The sequence below is a fragment of the Lentzea sp. NBC_00516 genome (genome assembly GCF_036346835.1).
Taxonomy (GTDB): Bacteria; Actinomycetota; Actinomycetes; order Mycobacteriales; family Pseudonocardiaceae; genus Lentzea; species Lentzea sokolovensis.
Genome location: NZ_CP107840.1, coordinates 6,896,926 through 6,917,664 on the forward strand (window position 1 = coordinate 6,896,926; position 20,739 = coordinate 6,917,664).

Here is a 20,739-nt window from a genome sequence, read left to right on the forward strand (position 1 = left end):
ACGGCCTCCGGCTAACGGCAGTTGTAAGGACCGGCCTTGTCGCGCACCTTGCCGGCCGTGTCGATGACCTCCCACGAGTAGGAGCGACCGGACAGGGTGAACTTCACGACGCCGTGCGAGTCCGCGAACCACTTCTCGACACCCGTGCGCGGCTTGACCTTGTCGTACAGGTAGTCACCGCCGATGCCGATGATCGCGGCGCGCAGACCGTTGGCCTCGTCGACCGAACCGGTCTTGCTCAACGGCTTCAACCGCTCGTAGTGGTGGTCGTGACCGCTGAGCACCAGATCGGCCTTGGCGTCCGCGAACGCGTTCCACAGCGGGGCCATCACGGACTTGTCGCCGTACTCGCCCGAGTTGAACCGCGGGTGGTGCCAGTAGCCGACGACGCAGGCCTTGGTGTTCGCGGCCAGGTCGGCCTTCAGCCAGTTGAGCTGCGTGGAGTCCGCACCGGTGTCGTAGAGCTTCTGCGAGTCGAACGACACGAAGTGGAAGTCACCGGCTTCCCAGCTGTAGTACGGCTTTCCGGCCGGGAAGGCCTGGGCGCCGAAGTACGACTTGTAGCCGTTGAGGTTGTCCTCCCACTCGTGGTTGCCGGTCGCGGGGTGGGTGATGTTCTTGAACTTGCCCCACGACTTGTCGTAGTGGGCCTTGAACTCCGCGATCGTGCCGCTGTCGTACTGGTTGTCGCCGACCGTGAGGACGTGGTTCGGCTTGATCTGGTCGATCAGCTTCGCCGTCTCGTAGTGCTCGGTGTTCGTCAGCGACGCGATGTCGCCGGCGGCGACGACCGTGATGGTGTCGCCGGGCGCCGCCGGCAGCGTGGTCGCCTGCACCGAGTTGCTCGCCGGGCCGAGGTTGCCGGCCGCGTCGCGCGCCTTGACGGTGTAGGTGAACGCCGTGCCGGACGCCAGCCCGGTGTCGGTGAACGTGGTGCCCGTGGGCGTGCCGACGACGCTGCCGTTGCGCAGGACGTCGTAGCTCGTCACGCCGATGTTGTCGGACGCGGCCGTCCACTGCAGGCTGACCGAGTTCGACGTGGTGCCGGTGCTCGCGAGCCCGGACGGCGCGGTCGGCACCGAGGTGTCACCACCGTTGGAACTGCCCCAGACCTCCAGCTCGAAGAGCGAGTAGCCGTAGGCGGTGCCGCGCTTCGTGCCGTAGATCCGCACGTGGCGGCCCGACGCGGTCAGGCTCGTCTCGTCGATGCCACCGTTCTGACCGGTGAGGGTCTTCTTGGTGCTCCACGTCGATCCATCGGCCGAGGTCTGGATCTTGTACTCGGAGGCGTACGCGGCCTCCCAGTTGATCTTGACCTTGGAGATGGTGGCCGTGGCGCCGAGGTCGACGGCGATCCACTGGGGGTCGACGCCTTCGAGGCTCGCCCAGCGGGTGGTCGAGTTCCCGTCGACGGCGTTGGCGCCGCCGAAGGTCTCGGCCTCCGCCGACGAGATGGTGGTGGGTTTGTTGGCGGACAGCAGGGAATCAGCCGCGTTAGCCGTGCCTGAGGCTGCGATCTGAGGGACCACTAGCGCGAACAGGGCTATGGCGACACCAGCTCTGGTGTGCTTTTTGATCACTTCGTTCCTCCTGGGCAAAGGGCGGCGGTTCGAAGGATTGGTAAACAAGCTTTCCAATTGAGTTCGGACGTTAACGGCGGCCGAACCAGCAGGTCAACGGCAGAAGTGCCGGATGAACGCATGACAGATCGGAGGTCTACCGGCAGAACCGAGTGGTCATCAGAAGTCACGACGTGACTGGTTGAAGTGCCACAGAACGGCGTGAGCGACCGTCGCGACGGATATGCCCTGGATCACACCCAGCAGAAGGCGCCGAACCCAGTCGTAGAGGCTGATCTGACTGACAGGATCGGACAACGACCAGATGGCGCCCGCGGCCGCCACAGCTCCGATGAGGGCCCAGAACTTGTACCGGGAATTCCCGGTACGTGACGGCCAGTCATGCCCTTTCGGACAGCCGGCAGGACCGTTCGGACCAGACGCGCGTGGGCCACGGGCAGTCATCCAGGCCAGCACGGCCACACCGCCGAGCGACGACACGTACCCGATCACGTTGTAGAGCCGGTGAGGTCCGACGACGGAGACGTCCAGCCAGGCCCATCGCCGCACGAACCACCCGTCGGTCTGCGTGAAGGCGTCCCAGAGCAGGTGCGTGAGCACTCCCACCACAATGGACAGCGCACGCATGAACGGCTGACGGAGGTCTCCCGGACGCGACACCCGTTCTCGCACGAACGCCGGCGCCAACGCCATCAGCGAGGGCAGCAGCAGGCGTCCTGCCAGCAGCAACGCCACCGCGGCAACGGATCCGCCGAACACACCGTGCGTCGGCAGGACCGGCAGGTAGTAGCCCAGGTCAGGCGCGACCGCGCCCGCCACCAGTCCCGGAAACCAGAGAAGCCGCCGCAACGGGAGCACCGCGGCCGGGTGCGCGAGCGTGAACGGCACGATTCAGCCTAGATCGGGCCCGGCACCTGTGGGCACGCTGAAGAAACACCCAGGTCGGGATTGTTCACCTGGGTCACGTACGTTCACCGATCATGAGCACCGCAGCCAGCCTCGTAGTGCTGTTCCTGGTCGCCGTCGTGCCCTTGGCACCGACGGAGGCCGTGCTCATCGGCGCCGGTGTCCTGGCCGCGTCCGGTGAGGTGCCGCTGTATCTGGTGGTGCTCGTCGCCGCGGCCGGTTGCCTGGTCAGTGACTTGATCAACTTTACCGCAGGGCGCAGGATGGGGATGCGGGCCCTCGACAAGGTCAACAAGAACACCAGGGCGCGGGCCATGGTCGTGTGGACGGCCGACCAGCTCGCGACGAAGGGCGAGACGATCCTCATCGCGGCGCGGTTCCTGCCCGCCGGCGGCATCGTCGGGGCGCTGCTGACGGGGGCGCTGAGGTGGCCGCTGCGCCGGTTCGTGCCGGTCGCGGCGCTCGGGTCGGCGCTGTGGAGCCTCTACCCCGCCACCGTGGGGTACATCGGTGGTCAGCTCGTCGACGAGGCGTGGTTGGCGATGCTGTTGTCGTTCGCCGTGGCCACGCTCATCTCCATCCCGGTCGGCATGGCGATCCGTGCGCGCAACGCCAGCCGCACTCTCTCGTACGCCGAAGCGTCGTCGTAGAGCACCGCGAACCGGTCCGCGGCCGTCAGCAGGGCGTCCACCTCGAACGCCATCTGGGCGTCGCCGCACAGCCGTTCCAGCAGTGAGATCCAGCGCAGGTTGAAGAGCATCAACGCGTCGCGCACGCGGCCGGGGCGGGCGGCGAACTCCGAGCGGGTCACCACGAAGAAGCAGCCGCCGGGGAACACGCGGCGCTTCGAGTAGTCGAGCCAGCGTTCGGCGAGGTCCAGCAGCGCACCACCCGGCATCACGACCTCGTGCGCGAAGATCTCCGCCGCCGTGTGCACGGTGCAGATCTGCAGTTCTTCCTTCGAGCCGAAGTGCGAGAAGACCCCGCTCTTGCTCATGCCGAGCTCGACCGCGAGCCGCCCGATCGTGACGCCCTCAAGGCCGTCGACCGACGCGATCTCCGCCGCGCGAAGAAGGATCGAGCCACGACTGTCCATCCCCCGAGGACAGCGGACGGCCCTGGAGAAACGAACGGGGCCACCTCGAAGTGAGGTGGCCCCGGCCGGAAAACGACTGCTACGGGTTCAGCGCTTCGGTCACCGAAGCCGGTCCCACGAGCGGAACGTCGGGCGACAGACCGTCGTCCTCCTCCACCAGGATCGGCTTCACCTCGTGCGGCTGGATCTCGCCGGACAGGATCTGCTCGGCGAAGTGGCACGCCACCTTGTGCCCCGGCCTGAGCTCACGCAGCACGGGACGTTCGGTGTCGCACTTCGTCTCCTGCCGCCACGGGCACCGGGTGTGGAACCGGCAGCCGCTGGGCGGGTTCGCCGGCGACGGGAGGTCGCCCGCGAGCAGGATCCGCTCACGCCGGTCCTCGACCACGGGGTCGGGCACCGGGATCGCCGACAGCAGCGCCCGCGTGTACGGGTGCAGCGGCTCGGCGTAGAGGTCCTCCGAGGAGGCCTCCTCGACCAGACCGCCGAGGTACATCACGCCCACGCGGTCGGAGATGTGCTTCACGACGGCGAGGTCGTGCGCGATCACCAGGTAGGTCAGGCCGAACTGCTCCTGGAGCTCCTCCATGAGGTTCACGACCTGCGCCTGCACCGACACGTCCAGCGCGGACACCGGCTCGTCGGCGACGATCAGGTCCGGCTCCAGCGCCAGCGCCCGCGCGATGCCGATGCGCTGCCGCTGACCGCCCGAGAACTCGTGCGGATACTTGCGCAGCGCCGTGGTCGGCAGGCCGACGGCCGTGAGCAGCTCGCGGAGCCGCTTGTTGGTCGACTCCTTGCCCTTGTCCAGGCCGTGCGCCCGCAGACCTTCGATGAGGATCGACTCCACGGACTGACGCGGGTCCAAAGAGGACAGCGGGTCCTGGAACACCATCTGGATCCGGCGCCGCATCTTGCGCAGCTCTTCACCCTTGAGCGCGGAGAAGTCCTGCCCGTCGAAGATCATCTTGCCCGCGGTCGGCTCGTTGAGCCGCAGCATCGCTCGCCCGAGGGTGGACTTGCCGCAACCGGACTCGCCGACGAGGCCGTAGGTCTCGCCGCGCTTGATCTCCAGGTCGACGCCGTCGACCGCGTAGACGTAGCCGACGGTGCGGTCCATGAACACGCCCCGCTTGATCGGGAAGTGCACCTTCATGTCCTGGACGGAAACCAGGGTCTCGCTCATACTGGCACCTCCTCGGCGGCGGGAGTTCCCGGCACCACCGGGTTGTGGCAGCGGAGCAGGCGACCCAGCTGGTCCTCTTCCGGGGGCGTCTCCGCGCGGCACACGTCCAGCGCGTTCGGGCACCTCGGCGCGAACGCGCAGGCGCTCGCCCACGGGATGTTGTCCGCGACGGAACCCCTGATCGGCGTCAGCTTCGAGTGACGAGCGGCGTCGAGTCGCGGGATCGAGGCCAGCAGGCCGTGCGTGTACGGGTGGCGCGGCTCGGCGAAGAGCTTGTGCCGCATGGCCTTCTCGACCACCTTGCCGCCGTACAGCACGTTCACCTCGTCGCACAGGCCGGCGACGACACCCAGGTCGTGGGTGATCATCACGAGCGCGGTGCCGAGGTCCTGCACCAGTTCCTTCATCAGCGACAGGATCTGGGCCTGGATGGTCACGTCCAGCGCCGTCGTCGGCTCGTCCGCGATCAGCAGCTTCGGCCGGCACGCGAGCGCGATCGCGATGAGAGCGCGCTGCCGCATACCGCCGGAGAGCTGGTGCGGGTATTCCTTGAGCCGCCGGTTCGGGTCCGGGATGCCGACCTTGTCGAGCAGGTTCTTCGCCTCGATCATGGCTTCCTTGCGAGGCATGCCGCGGTGCCGTTCGAGCACCTCGGTGACCTGCAGGCCGATCGGGACGACGGGGTTGAGCGAGGACAGCGGGTCCTGGAAGACCATGCCGAGCTCGCTGCCGCGCTTGTCGCGCATCTGCCGGTCGGACAGCTTCAGCAGATCCGTGCCGTCGTAGGTCACGCTGCCGGTGACCTTGGCGCCGCGCTTGGGCAGCAGACCCATGATCGCCAACGATGTCACGGACTTGCCGCAGCCCGACTCGCCGACGAGCCCGACCGTCTGGCCGGGCTCCACGTCGAAGCTGACGCCGTCGACCGCGCGGAACGGCTCTTCGCCCTTGCGCTGGAACACGACGGAGAGGTCACGTACTTCGAGCAGTGCCACGACGACTCACCGCCTGTTCTTCGGGTCGAGGGCTTCACGCAGGGTCTCGCCCATGAGCGTGAAACCGAGCGCGACGATGATGATGCAGATCGCGGGCCACGCGGCGAGGTGCGGATGGGTGTCGAACACCTTCTGCACGTCACCGAGCATCTGACCCCACTCCGGCGTCCGGTCGTCCGGGTTGCCGAGGCCGAGGAACGACAGCGCGGCCGCCTCGATGATCGCCGTGGCGAGCACCAGGGTGGACTGGACGATCACCGGGCCGAGCGAGTTCGGCAGCATGTGCCGGAACACGATCGCGCCCTTCTTCACGCCCAGAGCGGTCGCCGCCAGCACGTGGTCGCTGTGCCGTTGCGCCAGCATCGAGCCTCTGAGCAACCGGGCGAACACGGGGATCTGCACGATCGCCACCGCGAGGATCACGGTGAACTGACTCGGCCGCGCGAACATCGCCGCGATCGAGAACGCGAGCAGCAGCGACGGCAGCGAGAGCATGACGTCGACGACGCGCATGACGAGCGAGTCGACCCAGCCACCGATGGCGCCCGCGAGCGTGCCCAGGATCAGGCCGCCGGACAGGCCGATGATCGTCGCGCCGATACCGACGATCAACGTCTGCTGCGAGCCGATCAGCAGGCGCGACAGGAAGTCACGGCCCTGCAGGTCGCCACCGAGCGGGTGGCCCGGCTGCGCGGGCGGGATCTCGTTGCGCGCCTTGATGACCTGGTCGATCAGCATGGGGCTGGCCGGGTCGTGCGGCGCGAGCCACGGCGACAGGATCGAGATCGCGACGAAGATGCCGATGATCGTCGCGCCGATCAGGAACACCGGGCTGCGCTTGAGCCGCTTCCACGCGCTGGCCGCGAGCGAGACACCCGCGGTCTCGGCGAGGCCGTCGATCTTGTCCTTCTTGGTCACTCCAAGTGCCACTGGTCTCACCTCGTCCTGATGCGCGGGTCGATGAGCGCGTACGAGAGGTCGACCAGCAGGTTGACCACGACGTAGACGCTCGTGGCCATGATGATCAACAACAGCAGCACCGGGTAGTCACGCCGCTCGAACCCGATGGCGAGCGCCTCGCCGACACCGGGGAACGAGAACACCTTCTCGGTGAGCACCGCGCCGGAGAGCAGCGCACCGGTCTGCAGGCCGATCGTCGTGACGACCGGGAGCATCGCGTTGCGCAGCACGTGCCGGCGGCGGATCACCGATGCGGTGAGGCCCTTGGACTCGGCGGTGCGCACGAAGTCCTCGTCGAGCACGTCGAGGACGGCAGCGCGGGTGATCCGGAAGATCACCGCGAACGGGATCGTCGCCAGCGCGATGGCCGGCAGGATCAGGTGTTCCAGCGCGTTCAGGGTCGCGTCGATCTCGCCGGTGATGAGGCCGTCGAGGGTGAAGAAGCCGGTGACGCGAGTGGCGTCGATGGCGTCCTGACGACCGCTGGACGGCAGCCCGAGCGAGGACGATGCGACGCCCTTGAGCACGTAGGCCAGGAAGAACACCGGAACGGCGACACCGATGAGCGAACCGACGACGCTGAGGTTGTCGAACCAGCCGCCGCGGCGCTTCGCGGCGATGTAGCCGAGCGGAACGCCGACCGCGATCGCGATGACGATCGCGAAGAAGCTCAGTTCGAGCGTCGCGGGGAATCTCTGGATGAAGATGTCGAGCGCCGAGTCACCGGGCTGAACACCGGTGGAGACGCCGAAGTCACCGGTCGCCGCGCGACCGAGGAATTTGAAGTACTGCAAGACGATGGGCTGATCGAGGCCGAGCTGCTTGGTGAGCTCCGCCGCCTTCTCCGGCGTAGAACGGTCTCCCAGGAGGGCCGAAACCGGCCCTCCTGGGAGTACGCGCAGCCACGCGAAGAGCAGCAGCGAGAGCACCAGCACCACGCCGACCAGCTGAATCAGCCGTCGAATGGTGTAGCGGAGCACTTGAGCTACCCCGTTGTTCTCTTGTGGTGGGAGCTAGCCGGCTCAGCCCTTGGAGACTGGGCCGAACTTCTCGTCGGTCAACGGGCTGGGAACAAGACCCTTGATGTCCGACTTCAACACCAGAGCGGGCGGGGAGTGCGAGATCGGGATCGCGGGGAGGTCTTCCTCCATGATCTTCTTGTTGATCTCTTCGTACAGCTTCGTGCGGTTGGCCTCGTTCGGCTCGGAGTTGGCCTTGGCCAGGTCCGCCGCGAGGGTGGCGCCCCAGGGCGACACACCGGTGTTGAAGCGGTTGTCGGTGCGGCCGAAGAACGTGCCGACCCAGTTGTGCGCCGTGCCGTTGTCGCCGGTCCAGCCCAGGAGGAACAGGTCCGGGAGACCGCCGTCGACGTCGGTCAGGTAGCCACCGTTCCACGGCTTGGTGACGACGTCGATCTTGATGCCGGCGGCCTGCAGGTCACCGGAGATCGCGCCGAACAGGTCCTTCGGGGACGGCATGTACGGACGCGTGACCTCGGACGGCCAGTAGAACTTCAGCGTCAGGTCGGAGGCACCGGCCTCGGCCAGCAGCGACTTCGCCTTGGCGGCGTCGTACGGGACGGCCTTGAGGTCCTTGTTGTAGCCGTTGACGGTGTCCGGCATGAACTGCGTCGCGACCTTGGCGCCCTCGGGCAGCTGCGACTTGACCAGCTGCTCGCGGTTGATCGCGTACTGCAGGGCCTGACGGACCTTCAGGTCGGCGAGCTTCGGGTTGTTCTTCTGGTTGATGCCCAGGTAGAACACGTTGAACGCGGGACGGATCGCGACGTTGAAGCCGTCGGTCTTCAGACCGGCCCAGTCCGCCGCGTTCGGCAGGTCGTAGCCGTCGATGTCGCCGGCCTTGAGCGCCTGCTTGCGGGCGGTCTCGTCCGGGATGATCTTGAAGACGATCTTGTCCAGCTTGGCCTTGGTGCCGTGGTAGGTGTCGTTCTTCACCAGTTCCACGGTGTTGTTGGCCTTGTCGTACTTGCCGAACTTGAACGGGCCCGTGCCGGTCGGGTGCTCGTTCGCGTAGGCCGGGAAGGTGAACGCGTCACCGGCGGCCTGGACGTTGTCCGCGTCGTACTTCTTCAGCGCGTCAGGGCTGGAGATGGAGAACGACGTGAACCCGAGGACCGACGGGAACTGCGAGGTGACCTCGTTCAGCTCGACCACGGCGGTCTTGGCGTCCTTGGCCGTGCAGGCCTTGAACAGCGAGGGCTTGTCCGGCGTGCTGGCGAAGCCGCCGAAGTTGTCCAGCCAGTACTGGGAGACGGCGTCAGACGTGCCGGCGCCCTTCTGGTTGTACCAGCGGTTGAAGTTGAAGCACACGGCCTCGGCGTTGAAGTCCGTACCGTCGTGGAACTTCACGCCCTCCTTGAGGGTGAAGGTCCACGTCTTGCCATCTGCGCTCGGCTCGTACTTCTCAGCCAGCGCGGGCTCGACCTCGGCGGTACCCGGCTTGAAGCCGACCAGACCCTCGAACATCTGGCGGGAGACCCGGAAGGTCTCACCGTCGGTCGCGTAGAACGGGTCGAAGAGCTTCGGCGCACCGGCGGCGCCGAAAGTCAGCGTCCCGCCTTCCTTGCCGCCGCCGCCTGAGTCGCGCTGGGATTGCGCGCAACCGGACAGGGCCAGCGCACTGACGCTGAGAAAGCCGATCACGGCAACCCAACGGCGGCGAGCCGTTACTGAGTGGACCATCAAACACCCCTTGGACAATCCGCACATCTCACGGTGTGGTCGCCGACCATAACCGTTGTACATACCCCCTCCGGGGCATCTCAGGTCACGATCCGGCCACTAGACCAGGCATTCTGATACGTCCGGCGCACGGCCGCTGACCCAACGTGAGCACTGCAGATGCGTCGGACGCTCTCCTAGGCTGTAGAAACAACAACGACACGCGGAGGAGGTCGCATGAGCAAGCTGGTCGAGTTCCGCGTGCTCGGCCCCCTCCAGGTCCTTCTCGACACCGAACCACTGCTGGTCAGAGCCGGTAGGCAGCGCGCGTTGCTGGTGTCGCTGTTGCTGCGGGCGGGCACGTCGGTCTCGGTGGACGAACTCGCCGGAAACGTCTGGGGTGAAGATCCACCCGCACGTGCACGCGCGACTCTTCAGACCTATGTGATGCGTCTCAGACAGCTGCTCGGACCGTCCGTGCCGATCAGGACCGTGCCCGACGGATACCTGATCGACGTCGACGAGAAGACGATCGACCTGATGCGCTTCGAACCCCTGATCGAACAGGGTGAGCAGGAGCGCGCCGCCGGGAACCTGCAGGCCGCCTCGGCCGCGTTCGCCGCCGCGCTGGGGCTCTGGCGAGGTCCGGCCCTGGTCGACGTGCCGTCCGAGATCCTGCACCGCGACGAGGTGCCGCGGCTCGACGAACGCCGCCTGCACGTGCTGGAACGCCGGGTCGAGGTCGATCTCGAACTGGGCAGGCACGGCGAACTGGTCGCGGAGCTGTCCCGGCTGACCAGCGAACATCCTCTGCGCGAACGGTTCTGGGCACAGCTGATGGTGGCGCTGTACCGCTCCGGCCGGCAGAGCGAGGCCCTCGCCGCCTACCAGCGCGTTTCGCGGTTGCTGGGCGACGAGCTGGGCATCGATCCCGGCGACGAGCTGCGGCGCGTGCACGGCCAGGTGCTGTCCGGGTCGATCGACGCGGTGGTCCGGGTTCCCGCCGGCACCCCGGTCGTCGCCACGAAGCCGGAACGGGTCGTGCCGTCGCAGCTTCCCGCGGACATCCCGGATTTCGTCGGCCGCGACGAGGCCGTGTCGCTGATCGTGGCCCTGCTGCGGACCGCGCAGGGTGTGCCGGTCGTCACGCTGGCCGGGCCGCCTGGCGTGGGCAAGACGGCGTTGGCCGTGCACGCGGCGCACCGGATGCGCGCCGACTTCCAGGACGGCCAGCTGTACGTCAACCTGCGCGGATACGCCCCCGGACCGCCGTTGAGCGCGGTGGACGTGCTGCCGCGATTTTTGAGAGCGCTCGGGACCGAGCCTGACCAGGTGCCGCTGGACCAGGACGAGCAGGAGGCGATGTTCCGGTCCACGCTGACCGGTCAGCGCGTTCTGCTGCTGCTGGACAACGCTTCTTCCGCCGAGCAGATCCGTCCGCTGCTGCCGGGTTCGCCGGGGTGCGCGGTGCTGGTGACGTCGCGCGACACGTTGCGCGGCCTGGCCGTCTCGCACGCGGCGTCGAACGTGCGGCTCGACGTGCTCGACTGGCACGAGACGAAGTCACTCCTCGCAGGCATTCTGGGCGCGGACGAGGTGGCGTCCCAAGAGGACGCGGCCTTGGAGCTGGCGGCCCTCTGCGCGCATCTGCCATTGGCTTTGCGTATCGCGGCCGCGAACCTCGTGTCGCGTCCCGAGCTGTCCATCGCGGACTACGTGGAGGAGCTGCGGGCGGGCAACCGGCTCGCCGCACTGGCCGTCGAGGGCGACGAACGGGTCGCGGTGCACGCGGCGTTCGACCTCTCCTACACGGCGTTGAAGCCCGAGCTCGCGCAGATGTTCCGGTTGCTGTCCCTGGTGCCCGGTACGGACTTCACGCCGGAGATGGCCGCCGCTTTGAGCGGACTGACCACTCAGGACGCTCGCCGTCGGCTCGACCGCCTGGCCACCGCGAACCTGATCTCGAACCACGCGCCGTCCCGCTACCAGTTCCACGACCTGCTGCGTGACTACGCGGCCGAGCGCTTGGCGTTCGAGGAGGGCCGAGCGGACTCGCGTCTGTCGTTGCGGAGGCTGCTGGACTGGGCGGTGCGCTCGGTCGACAACGCCACGTCCGCGATGAAGTCGACGCTGTTCCGCTTCCCGCGTCCCGCCCCGGTGGCCAGCGTGGTGCCGCGGACGTTCAGCACTTCTACCGAAGCCCTGACCTGGCTGGACGTCGAACGGGCGAACCTGGTCGCGCTGGTGGCGCACGCCGTGGAACGGGATCCGGAGAACTCGCCGTGGCAGCTGGCGGACGCACTTCGCGGCTACTTCTACACGCAGAGCCTCACCGCCGAGTGGCGCGAGACGGCTCGGGCCGGTTTGTTGGGCGCTCGTGCGCCGCGGGACGAACTCGGCCAGCTCGCGATGCTGTCCTCGCTGGGCACGCTGTACTGGGTGACCGGGCAGCACCGGAACGCCCTGGGCTACTACCAGCAGGCCATCGCCATGCAGGCGCACATCGACCTGCCCCAGGCCGAGGCCGCCGTGCTGTCCAACGCCGGCAGCGTCTACATCGACCTCGGCGAACTCGAACACGCAGCCGACCATCTCGAACGCGCTCTGGTGATCGCCCGCCGGGTGCGCGCGCCCCAGGTGCTCGCGAACGCGCTGTTCAACCTCGGCGGCGTCTACATGCAGCTGGGCCAGCTCGACCGCGCCGCGTCGACGTTCGAGGAAGCGCTGGAGGACGGCAAGCGCCTCGACTCGTGGATCCTGCAGGCGAACTCGATGCGCGCGCTCGGCGAAGTGCAGGCGTGGCGCGGCAAGCCGGACCTCGGCGAGGACTACTTCGTGCGCGCACGTGAGCTTTACGAACGTGCGGCCGCCCGCAACTTCGGCCACACCATGCACGAGGGCATGGCCATCACGCTGATCATGCGCGGCCGCTACGAGGAAGCCGCCGTCGAAGCCGCCGCCGCCATGCAGATCGCGCAGGACCTCGAGAACGTCAAGAGCGTCTGCGACGCGCAGAACCTGCTCGGCCGTGCCCTGGAAGGCGGCGGTCGTTACTCGGAGGCGTTGCAGCAGTTCTCATCCGCGCTGGCCATCGGGGTGGAGACCGGCTACTCGTGGGGCATCTGCTCGGCACGGCGCGGCCTGGCCTCGTCGTACCGCGCGGTCGGCCGTTACGAGGAAGCGCTGACGACGGCCACAGCCGCGTTGGTCGAGGCGGGCCGATCGCAGTTCCGCCTGGCCGAGATGGAGGTGCTGCTCGTGATCGGGCGCACCCACCTCGACACCTCGGATGCCGCCGGCGCCCTGGAGTGCGCGTTGCGGGCCGCGTCGGTCGGCTCGGACTCCGGGCACCGCTGGGTGTTCGGCCGCGCGCTGCAGCTGGCCGGCGACGCGTCCTTTGTGTTGGGTGACTCGGATTCCGCCCGGTCGCACTGGTCTTCGTCGCTGGAAGTGTTCAGCGCGATCGGAACGCCGGAGGCTTCCATCGTCCAGGCTCAGTTGCTTGACGTGACAACGTAGTCAGCTCTGGCCCTGGTCTCGTCGACCGCGAACCAGCCTCTTTCGTATTGCTGCCAACGGATGAAGTGCTGTCTTTGGTGCTCGCCGTCGCGCTTCACAGCGCGTTCCAGCCGGGCTTGTTCTGTGCCGTGGTCCACGAAGATGGCCAGGCTCAAGCGGGTGTTCGCTTTCCTGGCTGAGGAAAAGCCTTCCAGGATGATCGTCCCTTGTGGAGCGATGACGACCTCGTCGCCTTCTCCGATGCACGGAAAGCCTTGGGACCAGTCGGTTTTCCGGTAGCGGCCTTCTCGGCCGTTTTGCACGTCTGTCAGTGCTTGCTGCAGCCGTGGCCACCACTTCGTCGTGGGGTCGTCCCACGTGGCGAAGTGGTCGGTGCTGATGAGCTGGGCGTTCAGCTGTTGCGCGAGGTTTTTGGCGAACGTGGACTTGCCCGCGCCCGACGGGCCGTCCACCGCGACCAGGCGAGTGCCGCCCAGCCGCGGTGGAGCCGTTGCTACATGCTCCGGCGACCAGATAGCGCACGCCCCAGCGTCAGCTCGTCCGCGAACTCCAGGTCGCCGCCCATCGGCAGCCCGCTCGCGAGTCGCGTGACGGAGAGCCCCGGGAAGTCCCTGAGCATCCGCACCAGGTACGTGGCCGTGGCCTCGCCCTCGGTGTTCGGGTCCGTGGCGATGATGACCTCGGAGATGTCGACACCGTCCGTCGCCGTGCCGATCCGGTTGAGCAGCTGCCGGATCCGGAGCTGGTCCGGACCGACGCCGCTGAGCGGATCGAGCGCGCCACCCAGGACGTGGTAGCGGCCCCTGAACTCCCTGGTGCGCTCGATCGCCTGGACGTCCTTGGGCTCCTCGACCACGCAGACCAGCGCCAGATCCCGCTTCGGGTCGCGGCAGATGCGGCACCGCGTCTCAGCCGACACGTTGCCGCAGACGTCGCAGAAGACCACGCCCTCCTTGACCTTCTGCAACGCCTGCTGAAGCCGCTCGATGTCAGCGGGCTCCGTGGCGAGAAGGTGGAAGGCGATGCGCTGCGCGCTCTTCGGGCCGACGCCCGGGAGCCTGCCCAGTTCGTCGATCAGGTCCTGTACCGGGCCCTCGTACATCTCTTAGCCGAGCAATCCGCCGAGACCGCCCTGAGCGAGCGGTCCGAGCTTCTGCTCCACGAGTGCCTGGGCGCTGGCGTTGGCGTTCTTGATCGCCGTGATCACCAGGTCCTGGAGGGTCTCGACGTCCTCCGGGTCCACGACCTTGGGGTCGATGGTCAGGTTCACCAGCTCGCCGCCGCCGGTGACCGTCGCGGTGACGAGACCGTTGCCCGCGTTGCCGGTGACCTGCGTTTCGGCCAGCTGCTGCTGGGCTTCTGCCATCTGCTGCTGCATGTTCTGGGCCTGCTGGAGCAGGGCCTGCATGTCGAACTGACCGGGTTGCACCGCTGGTCCTCTCGGTGGGGCTTTTGGTTGTTGGTCCAGGGTACGGGGGCGCGTTCTTTGGGTGGGTCGTCCCCCTGTTGCGTTGGCGGGTGCCTGTTGTGTCGTCCGTAGGTGGTTGGGTTGCGGGCGTTCGGTGGCGGCTGATTCCTGGGACTCCGCCCCAGACCCCGCCAATCTGATCAAAAACCGGGGTCTACGCCACCGGCAGGTAGATGGCACGCCTGTTGCTTTGGGCGGAGTTGCGTTGAGTAGATGGGCGCGTTGGTGGGGTGGTTTCGTCACGAGCCGAGCCAAGAGCGGGCCACAGCTAGGAAGGGATGTCAAACGGACGAAAAGCGTGTCCGTTTGACATCCCTTCCTAGCTGCAGCAAGAGCTATGGCACGACTCGTGACGAAACCACCCCACCCAGACCGCACGGTAAAGACGGCTCGCCTTCGGCCTCGCGGGAGTGTCAGACCTCGTCGCTAGGTTGGGTTGCGGGGGATCCAAATCCGAAGGGGACCCCTGCGCGAGCATGCCGTTTGCGTCTCACGCTTGGACTGCTCGCCTTCGGCTTCGCGGGCGGCAAGCGTGCCCTGAGCGCACGCTTGCCGTGGCTTCGCGGGTGGTGGCTAGGCCTTCTTCAGCGGGCGGGCGCCCAGTTCGTCGGCCAGGAGTTGGAGCAGTACCGACTCCGGGTCCTTGGCCTGGACCTCGTTCACCGTGCCTGGATCTACCGGGCGGGCGGCCTCGGCCAGCATTGCTTCTTCGTCGTCCGGTTCCGGCGGGAGCGGGTCGTCTGGCTCCGGGGGCTCCGGCGGGGGTGGGACGTCGTCCACCGGTGGGCGGGGGGCCTGGCTTTGTTGTGGTTCTGGTTGAGGGCGGGACTGTTGGTTCTGCGCCTGGCTTGGGCGGGTGGGGGCCGGGCGGGCCGCCTTGGCCGGGGTTGATTGTTGTGCGGTTGCGCCTGGGGTGCCGTGGGTGCAGCGGACCTGCCAGGTGCCGCCGAGCACTGAGGACAGGGCCGTGGCGATGGCCTCGGTGTTGCGGGACTCGGCCAGGCGGCGGGCCAGCGGGGCTGAGGTGTGGGTGATCGTGACGACGTTGCCGTCCACCTCGCTGACCATTGCGTTGGTCAGCATTGCCTCGGTGCTTCGGCTGGTCGCGCGGACCGCGGCGAGCAGTTCTGACCAGATTCGGCGGACCGCCGTCGCGTCCATTGCGCCACCGGCCGTGGAGGCTGCGGGCTGCGGGGGTGCGACCGGGGCCGCTGCCGGGGCTGCGGGCGCGGGCTGTGCCACAGCAGGAACCGGGGTCGGGGTCGGGGTGGGCGCGGCTACCGCGGCCGGTGCCGGAGTGGGGGTGGCGACGGCTGCGGGCTGAGTCTGGACCGGGGCCGCTCGAGGGGGTTCCTGTTGCCTTGGCTGTTCGGGCTCGGCGGGTTCCGTCGGTTGCTGGGACCTGCGGGTGAAGACCGGGGCGCCTGCTTGAGGCGGGGCTTCGCCCGAGGGCGCTGCGATTGCTGCCGGGGGGCGGCGTTCCAGTTGTTCCAGGCGTTGCAGGAGGGCGGCTTCCGACTGGCTCACCGACGGCAGGAGCATGCGGGAGACGAGCAGTTCCAGCAGGAGGCGGGGGGCGGTGGCTCCGCGCATGTCCACGAGGCCGGCGTGGACGATCTCGGCGTAGCGGGTCAGGGCTGCCGGGCCGATTCGTTCTGCCTGGGCCGACATGGTGGCCACTTCGTCGTCCGGGGCGCTGACCAGGTTGCGTTCGGCGGCGTCGGGGACTGCGCAGAGCAGGACCAGGTCGCGGAGGCGGTCGAGGAGGTCCGAGGCGAAGCGGCGGGGGTCGTGGCCCGCGTCCACGAGGCGGTCGATGGTGCCGTAGACGGCGGCGCCGTCGCCTGCGGAGAGGCCGTCGACCACGTCGTTGATCAGGGCCGAGTCGGTGACGCCCAGGAGTGAGATGGCCCGCTCGTACTTGACGCCGTCCGGGCCCGCGCCGGAGAGGAGCTGGTCCATGACGGACTGCGTGTCTCGGGCCGAGCCGCCGCCCGCGCGGATCACCAGCGGGAAGACGGAGGGTTCTACGGCCACGCCTTCCGCGGCGCAGTTGCGTTCCAGCAGTGAGCGCATCACGCCGGGCGGGATCAGGCGGAACGGGTAGTGGTGCGTGCGCGAGCGGATGGTCGGGAGGACCTTGTCCGGCTCGGTCGTCGCGAAGATGAAGATCAGGTGCTCTGGCGGCTCTTCCACGATCTTCAGCAGGGCGTTGAAGCCCTGCGTGGTGACCATGTGCGCCTCGTCGATGATGAAGACGCGGTACTTGGACTCGGCCGGGGCGTAGAAGGCCTTGTCGCGGAGGTCGCGGGCGTCTTCCACACCGCCGTGCGAGGCCGCGTCCAGTTCCACGACGTCGACGCTGCCGGTGCCGTTCGGCGCGAGGCCGATGCAGCTGTTGCACTCGCCGCACGGGTCGGGCGTCGGGCCCTTCACGCAGTTCAGCGAGCGGGCGAGGATGCGGGCCGACGACGTCTTGCCGCAGCCGCGCGGGCCGCTGAACAGGTACGCGTGGTTCACCCGGCCTGCCGACAAAGCGACGCGCAGCGGATCGGTCACGTGCTCCTGGCCAACGACCTCGGAGAACGTGGCCGGACGGTACTTGCGATACAGAGCGAGCGCCACGCCCGGAACAGTACCGGTGGCCACCGACACAAAAAGGGGACCCCGTGCACCCACCAGAGCCCGCTTATCCTTGCTGCCTTCCGGCCCTGGGGAGGTTCGCGAGATGTGTGCCGCACGAGGTCCTCGATCAGTGTAGCGAAGGGTCCTGATCGAACAAACGTTCGAGTTGCCCACAGCGTTGTCCCCAAGTGTGGACAACTGGGCACACACTTACCCGACCTCCCTCCTGCACACTGATCGACATGCGCAGAACGGGCCTCGTGGTGGCCGTGATCGTGGTGGCCGCGGCCACCATCGCCTGGGTCGTGATCCACCGCTCCAAGGGTGACGCGGCGCCGAACCGCGCGACCGACGTGACGGTGTGGCCGACGCCGCAGACACTCGAACGAGTGAGTGCGGACGTGCCGATCCCCGCCTCGGTGACCATCGAGGGCGACGTCGAGGCGACCACGAGGCAGGTCGTCGAGAAGGCGCTCGCGGGCGGCACCGGCAGCGCCGCGCTGAAGATCCGGTTCAACACCGACAAGGGAATGTCGGCGGAGGCCTACCGCATCACCGTCGGGTCGACCGAGGTCAGCGTGTCGAGTGCGGACTCCGCGGGTGCGTTCTACGCCGCGCAGACACTTCGCCAGCTGGTGCGGCAGGGCAAGCTCGCCGGAGTGAAGATCGACGACCGGCCGTCGCTGCCGCAGCGCGGGATCGTCGAGGGCTTCTACGGACGGCAGTGGACCTACGCCGAGCAGCAGGCCCAGCTCGACTTCGCCGCCACGGTCAAGTTCAACTCCTACGTCTACGCGCCGAAGGACGACCCGTTCCACCGCGAACGCTGGCGCGACCCGTACCCGGAAGATCGTCTCGCGCAGATCGCCGAGCTGGCGAAACGCGCCGCCGCCGGGCACGTGAAGTTCACCTACTCGCTCGCTCCCGGCCTGTCGATCTGCTACTCGAAGGACGCCGACCGCGACGCCGTCCAGGCCAAGCTCACCCAGTTGCACGGCGCGGGCATCAGGTCGTTCGCGCTGCTGCTGGACGACATCGACTACGGCAAGTGGAACTGCCAGGAGGACCGCGACACCTACGGCCCGCCCAGCCAGGAGAACGCGGCCCGAGCGCAGAACGACCTGCTCAACGACACCGCGCTGACCGTGCGGAACCAGCTGCCGGGCGCCGGACCGCTGATCACCGTCCTCACCGAGTACGGCGACATCAACCAGACCCCGTACAAGAAGGTCTTCCGCGACAACCTCGACAAGTCCGTCGTGGTCATGTGGACGGGCACGGCCGTCGTCCCCACGACGATCACCAGGGACCACTCGAGGCGCGCCGAGCAGCTGTGGGGCCGCAAGACCCTGATCTGGGACAACTACCCCGTCGCCGACTTCCCGGACGCGAAGGGACGGCTGCTGCTCGGCTCGTATTCGGGCCGCGAGCCGGGGCTCAGCGTCGCAGGTCTGCTGTCCAACCCGATGAGCCAGGCCTACGCGAGCCGCGTCGCGATGTTCGAGATGGCCGACTACGCCTGGAACGACGCCATGTACGACGAGGACGCGGCCGAACTCGGTTACGCGAACCTCCTCGCGGGCGGTGACGAGCAGGTGCGGGTCGCGCTGCTCGCGTTCTTCGACATGAGCTCGTGGACGGCGCCGCGGCTCGCCGCCGAGCTCAGGGAGTTCCAGGACAGGTGGAAGGCCGGCGACAAGAAGGCCGCCATCGCCGACCTGCGCTCCTGCGCGAACGTGCTCGCCGGCGCCCCGAAGACGATCAGGGACCGCGTGGACAAGGGTTTCGCCACCGACTCCGAACCCTGGCTCGCCCAGACCGAGCTGTACGGCAGGGCGTTGCAGGCCACGGCCGACGGACTGGACGGCAGGCGCGAGCGGTTCACCGAGTCGTCCGAGCTCGTGAAGCAGCTCAACAAGGACCTGAAACTGGGCGACGGGACCCTCGACAAGTTCCTCGCCCAGGCCCTCAGGCTCTAGATCGAACGTGTGTTCGAGTTGTCCACCGGGTTGTCCCCAGCTGTGGACAACTTGCGTCCCGTGGCAAGCATCAGCAGGTCAGGGGCGGGCAGGTCCGGAATCCCGGACTCGCGGAAACGCTTGCGCGCACCCCAGAACGGACTTTTCAACACGTGCTCCAACGCGGCCTGGGCCGGCTCGAGCGGCATCTCCCGGACGCGTCCCAACGGCCGCGCGATGTCCTGACCGTGCACGAGGAAGTCGACCAACGGATCGATCGGCGCGGCCATGGGCGCACGCTTCGATGAGCCGGCTGTCTCACGGATCTGCGCGATCAACTCCGATCGAGTGAACTTCGCCGCGATCGTGCGGGCCTTGTCGTCCTCCATGCGCTCCCAGTCGAAGCGCGCCTTCACCACGCCGGTGAGCACGTCCCGCCAGCCGGTGCGCGTCGACGTGGTCAGGTGCGCGGCCATCTCCTGCATGGTCCAGCCGGTGCAGAGGGTCTCGCGCCGCCACTCGTCGTCGGTCAGGTCGTCGAGGAGGTCGGCGACGCTCAGCCGTTCCGCCTCCAGCCACTTCATGATCATGATCGCCCCTCGATGACGGCCAGCCTGCGGCGCAGGAAGTCCTGTTCGGATTCGGTGCCCGCGAGCGCGATGGCCTCGCGGTAGGCCTGGGCGGCCTCGTCGTCACGGCCCAGGCGGTGCAGCAGGTCCGCACGCGCCGCCCGGTACGGGTGGTAGTCGCGCAGCTTGGGCACGCCGGCGAGTTCGTCGAGCAACGCGAGCCCTGCCGCCGCCCCGTCGCGCATGGCGATCGCGGCGGCCCTGTTCAGCGCGACCACCGGGGACGGGCTGAGCTTCCCGAGCACGTCGTAGAGCGCGACGATCTGCGGCCAGTCGGTGCTCGCGAAGTCCGGCGCCTCGTCGTGCAGCGCGTTGATCGCCGCCTGGACCCCGTACGGGCCGTGTCCGCCGGTCAGCGACCGTTCCGCGAGCGCACTGCCCTCGTCGATCAGGTCGCGGTCCCAGAGCGCGCGGTCCTGGTCCTCCAGCAGTTCGGCACGGGTGTCGCGGCGGGCGTGGATCAGCAGCATCAACGCCAGTAGCCCCGTGACCTCGCGTTCGGGCAGCAGCCCGTGCAGGATCCTGGCCAGCCTGATGGCCTCCTCCGCGAGATCGGCGCGCTGGGCGGCGTACCCCTCGGTGAAGATCGAGTAGACGGCCTGCAACACGCCCGGCAGGCGTTCCGGCAACTCGTGCGGGTCCGGCACGCGGAACGGGATGCGCGCCTCCTTGATCTTCTTCTTCGCGCGCACGATCCGTTGCTGCATGGTCGGGACGGGAACCAGGTAGGCCCGCGCGACCTCCGGCGTCGTGAAGCCGGCCAGGCAGCGCAACGTCAGTGCTCCCCTGTCCTCCTCGGGCAACGCGGGGTGCGCGCACGTGAAGAACAGCTCCAGCCGCTCGTCCGGCATCGGGTCGCTCGCGGGCGGATCCGCTCGGTCGACCTCCACCTGCAGCAACGCCAGCCGTGCCGCGTAGACCTGGTCGCGGCGCAGGCGGTCGACGGCCTTGCGGCGCGCGGTCGTGAGCAACCACGCGCCGGGCCGGTCCGGCACCCCGTCCACCGGCCAGTGCTTCAGCGCCGCCTCGATCGCGTCGGAGGTGACCTCCTCGGCCAGGTCGAGGTCACCGAACCGCTTGACCAGGGTGGCGAGCAGCCTGCCGCGCTCCTCCCGGAACACCTGCTCGACGTTCAT

General features: G+C 68.1%; 16 protein-coding genes, 1 other RNA gene and 1 pseudogene. 3 read left to right on the forward strand and 15 right to left on the reverse strand.

The annotated features are described in order from the left end of the window. Positions 1-11: 11 nt before the first annotated feature. The gene (locus OG205_RS31360; RefSeq protein WP_330271570.1) at positions 12-1,580 is read right to left on the reverse strand and encodes a discoidin domain-containing protein; all 1,569 of its coding nucleotides are present in this window, start codon (positions 1,578-1,580) and stop codon (positions 12-14) included. Between the two features lie 159 nt (positions 1,581-1,739). Next, the gene (locus tag OG205_RS31365) at positions 1,740-2,468 is read right to left on the reverse strand and encodes a DUF4184 family protein (RefSeq protein WP_330271571.1); all 729 of its coding nucleotides are present in this window, start codon (positions 2,466-2,468) and stop codon (positions 1,740-1,742) included. Positions 2,469-2,560: 92 nt separating this feature from the next. Between OG205_RS31365 and OG205_RS31370 the strand changes: the two are divergent. After that, positions 2,561-2,980, forward strand: a pseudogene (locus OG205_RS31370) (DedA family protein); the annotation flags it as partial. A 20-nt stretch (positions 2,981-3,000) separates the two neighbouring features. On the opposite strand, the gene OG205_RS31375 reads toward OG205_RS31370, so the two are convergent. From OG205_RS31375 to OG205_RS31400, 6 genes are all read right to left on the reverse strand, one after another. Then, the gene (locus OG205_RS31375; protein ID WP_330271572.1) at positions 3,001-3,582 is read right to left on the reverse strand and encodes a TetR/AcrR family transcriptional regulator; all 582 of its coding nucleotides are present in this window, start codon (positions 3,580-3,582) and stop codon (positions 3,001-3,003) included. Between the two features lie 79 nt (positions 3,583-3,661). Continuing rightward, positions 3,662-4,768 carry an ABC transporter ATP-binding protein gene (locus tag OG205_RS31380; protein WP_330271573.1) on the reverse strand — a complete coding sequence of 369 codons (1,107 nt, stop codon included), beginning with the start codon at positions 4,766-4,768 and terminating at the stop codon, positions 3,662-3,664. Beyond that, positions 4,765-5,763: an ABC transporter ATP-binding protein gene (locus OG205_RS31385; protein WP_330271574.1), complete on the reverse strand. Its 999-nt coding sequence runs from the start codon at positions 5,761-5,763 to the stop codon at positions 4,765-4,767. The genes OG205_RS31380 and OG205_RS31385 overlap by 4 nt, the downstream gene beginning before the upstream one ends. A gap of 6 nt (positions 5,764-5,769) precedes the next feature. After that, on the reverse strand, positions 5,770-6,693 hold the full coding sequence (locus OG205_RS31390) for an ABC transporter permease (protein ID WP_330271575.1): 924 nt from the start codon (positions 6,691-6,693) through the stop codon (positions 5,770-5,772). A 5-nt stretch (positions 6,694-6,698) separates the two neighbouring features. Beyond that, on the reverse strand, positions 6,699-7,703 hold the full coding sequence (locus OG205_RS31395) for an ABC transporter permease (RefSeq protein ID WP_330271576.1): 1,005 nt from the start codon (positions 7,701-7,703) through the stop codon (positions 6,699-6,701). Positions 7,704-7,745: 42 nt separating this feature from the next. Further along, entirely contained in the window at positions 7,746-9,425 is a 1,680-nt protein-coding gene (locus OG205_RS31400) for an ABC transporter substrate-binding protein (protein ID WP_330271577.1), read from the reverse strand. Positions 9,426-9,641: 216 nt separating this feature from the next. Here OG205_RS31400 and OG205_RS31405 point away from each other — a divergent pair, with 216 nt between their 5' ends. Beyond that, positions 9,642-12,923, forward strand: a complete 3,282-nt coding sequence (locus OG205_RS31405) for an AfsR/SARP family transcriptional regulator (RefSeq protein ID WP_330271578.1) — start codon at positions 9,642-9,644, stop codon at positions 12,921-12,923. Here the strand turns inward: OG205_RS31405 and OG205_RS31410 are convergent. The 5 genes from OG205_RS31410 to ffs form a co-directional block, all read right to left on the reverse strand. Further along, complete coding sequence (locus tag OG205_RS31410) at positions 12,899-13,375, reverse strand: uridine kinase family protein (RefSeq protein WP_330271579.1); 477 nt, start codon at positions 13,373-13,375, stop codon at positions 12,899-12,901. The two genes, OG205_RS31405 and OG205_RS31410, sit on opposite strands and share 25 nt — an antisense overlap. Before the next feature lie 41 nt (positions 13,376-13,416). Further along, positions 13,417-14,025 (reverse strand): recombination mediator RecR, encoded by a 609-nt coding sequence (recR, locus tag OG205_RS31415; RefSeq protein ID WP_330271580.1) that lies wholly within the window; start codon positions 14,023-14,025, stop codon positions 13,417-13,419. Between the two features lie 3 nt (positions 14,026-14,028). Then, on the reverse strand, positions 14,029-14,331 hold the full coding sequence (locus OG205_RS31420) for a YbaB/EbfC family nucleoid-associated protein (RefSeq protein WP_319976127.1): 303 nt from the start codon (positions 14,329-14,331) through the stop codon (positions 14,029-14,031). Positions 14,332-14,964: 633 nt separating this feature from the next. Next, the gene (locus tag OG205_RS31425) at positions 14,965-17,016 is read right to left on the reverse strand and encodes a DNA polymerase III subunit gamma and tau (protein WP_330271581.1); all 2,052 of its coding nucleotides are present in this window, start codon (positions 17,014-17,016) and stop codon (positions 14,965-14,967) included. A 30-nt stretch (positions 17,017-17,046) separates the two neighbouring features. Then, positions 17,047-17,143, reverse strand: an RNA gene (gene ffs, locus OG205_RS31430) — signal recognition particle sRNA small type. A gap of 115 nt (positions 17,144-17,258) precedes the next feature. Here ffs and OG205_RS31435 point away from each other — a divergent pair. Continuing rightward, positions 17,259-18,995, forward strand: coding sequence for a beta-N-acetylhexosaminidase family protein (locus OG205_RS31435; protein WP_330271582.1), 1,737 nt, complete (start codon positions 17,259-17,261; stop codon positions 18,993-18,995). Here the strand turns inward: OG205_RS31435 and OG205_RS31440 are convergent. After that, positions 18,992-19,564, reverse strand: coding sequence for a maleylpyruvate isomerase family mycothiol-dependent enzyme (locus OG205_RS31440; protein ID WP_330271583.1), 573 nt, complete (start codon positions 19,562-19,564; stop codon positions 18,992-18,994). The two genes, OG205_RS31435 and OG205_RS31440, sit on opposite strands and share 4 nt — an antisense overlap. Beyond that, positions 19,561-20,739, reverse strand: coding sequence for an RNA polymerase sigma factor (locus tag OG205_RS31445; RefSeq protein WP_330271584.1), 1,179 nt, complete (start codon positions 20,737-20,739; stop codon positions 19,561-19,563). Before OG205_RS31445 ends, OG205_RS31440 begins: the two co-directional genes overlap by 4 nt.

Coding starts and splice junctions, on each gene's coding strand:
- recR (WP_330271580.1), bottom strand. CDS start 14,025: ATGTACGAGGGCCCGGTACAGGACCTGATCGACGAACTGGGCAGGCTC.
- OG205_RS31375 (WP_330271572.1), bottom strand. CDS start 3,582: ATGGACAGTCGTGGCTCGATCCTTCTTCGCGCGGCGGAGATCGCGTCG.
- OG205_RS31400 (WP_330271577.1), bottom strand. CDS start 9,425: ATGGTCCACTCAGTAACGGCTCGCCGCCGTTGGGTTGCCGTGATCGGC.
- OG205_RS31440 (WP_330271583.1), bottom strand. CDS start 19,564: ATGATCATGAAGTGGCTGGAGGCGGAACGGCTGAGCGTCGCCGACCTC.
- OG205_RS31445 (WP_330271584.1), bottom strand. CDS start 20,739: ATGAACGTCGAGCAGGTGTTCCGGGAGGAGCGCGGCAGGCTGCTCGCC.
- OG205_RS31380 (WP_330271573.1), bottom strand. CDS start 4,768: ATGAGCGAGACCCTGGTTTCCGTCCAGGACATGAAGGTGCACTTCCCG.
- OG205_RS31405 (WP_330271578.1), top strand. CDS start 9,642: ATGAGCAAGCTGGTCGAGTTCCGCGTGCTCGGCCCCCTCCAGGTCCTT.
- OG205_RS31420 (WP_319976127.1), bottom strand. CDS start 14,331: ATGCAGGCCCTGCTCCAGCAGGCCCAGAACATGCAGCAGCAGATGGCA.
- OG205_RS31435 (WP_330271582.1), top strand. CDS start 17,259: ATGCGCAGAACGGGCCTCGTGGTGGCCGTGATCGTGGTGGCCGCGGCC.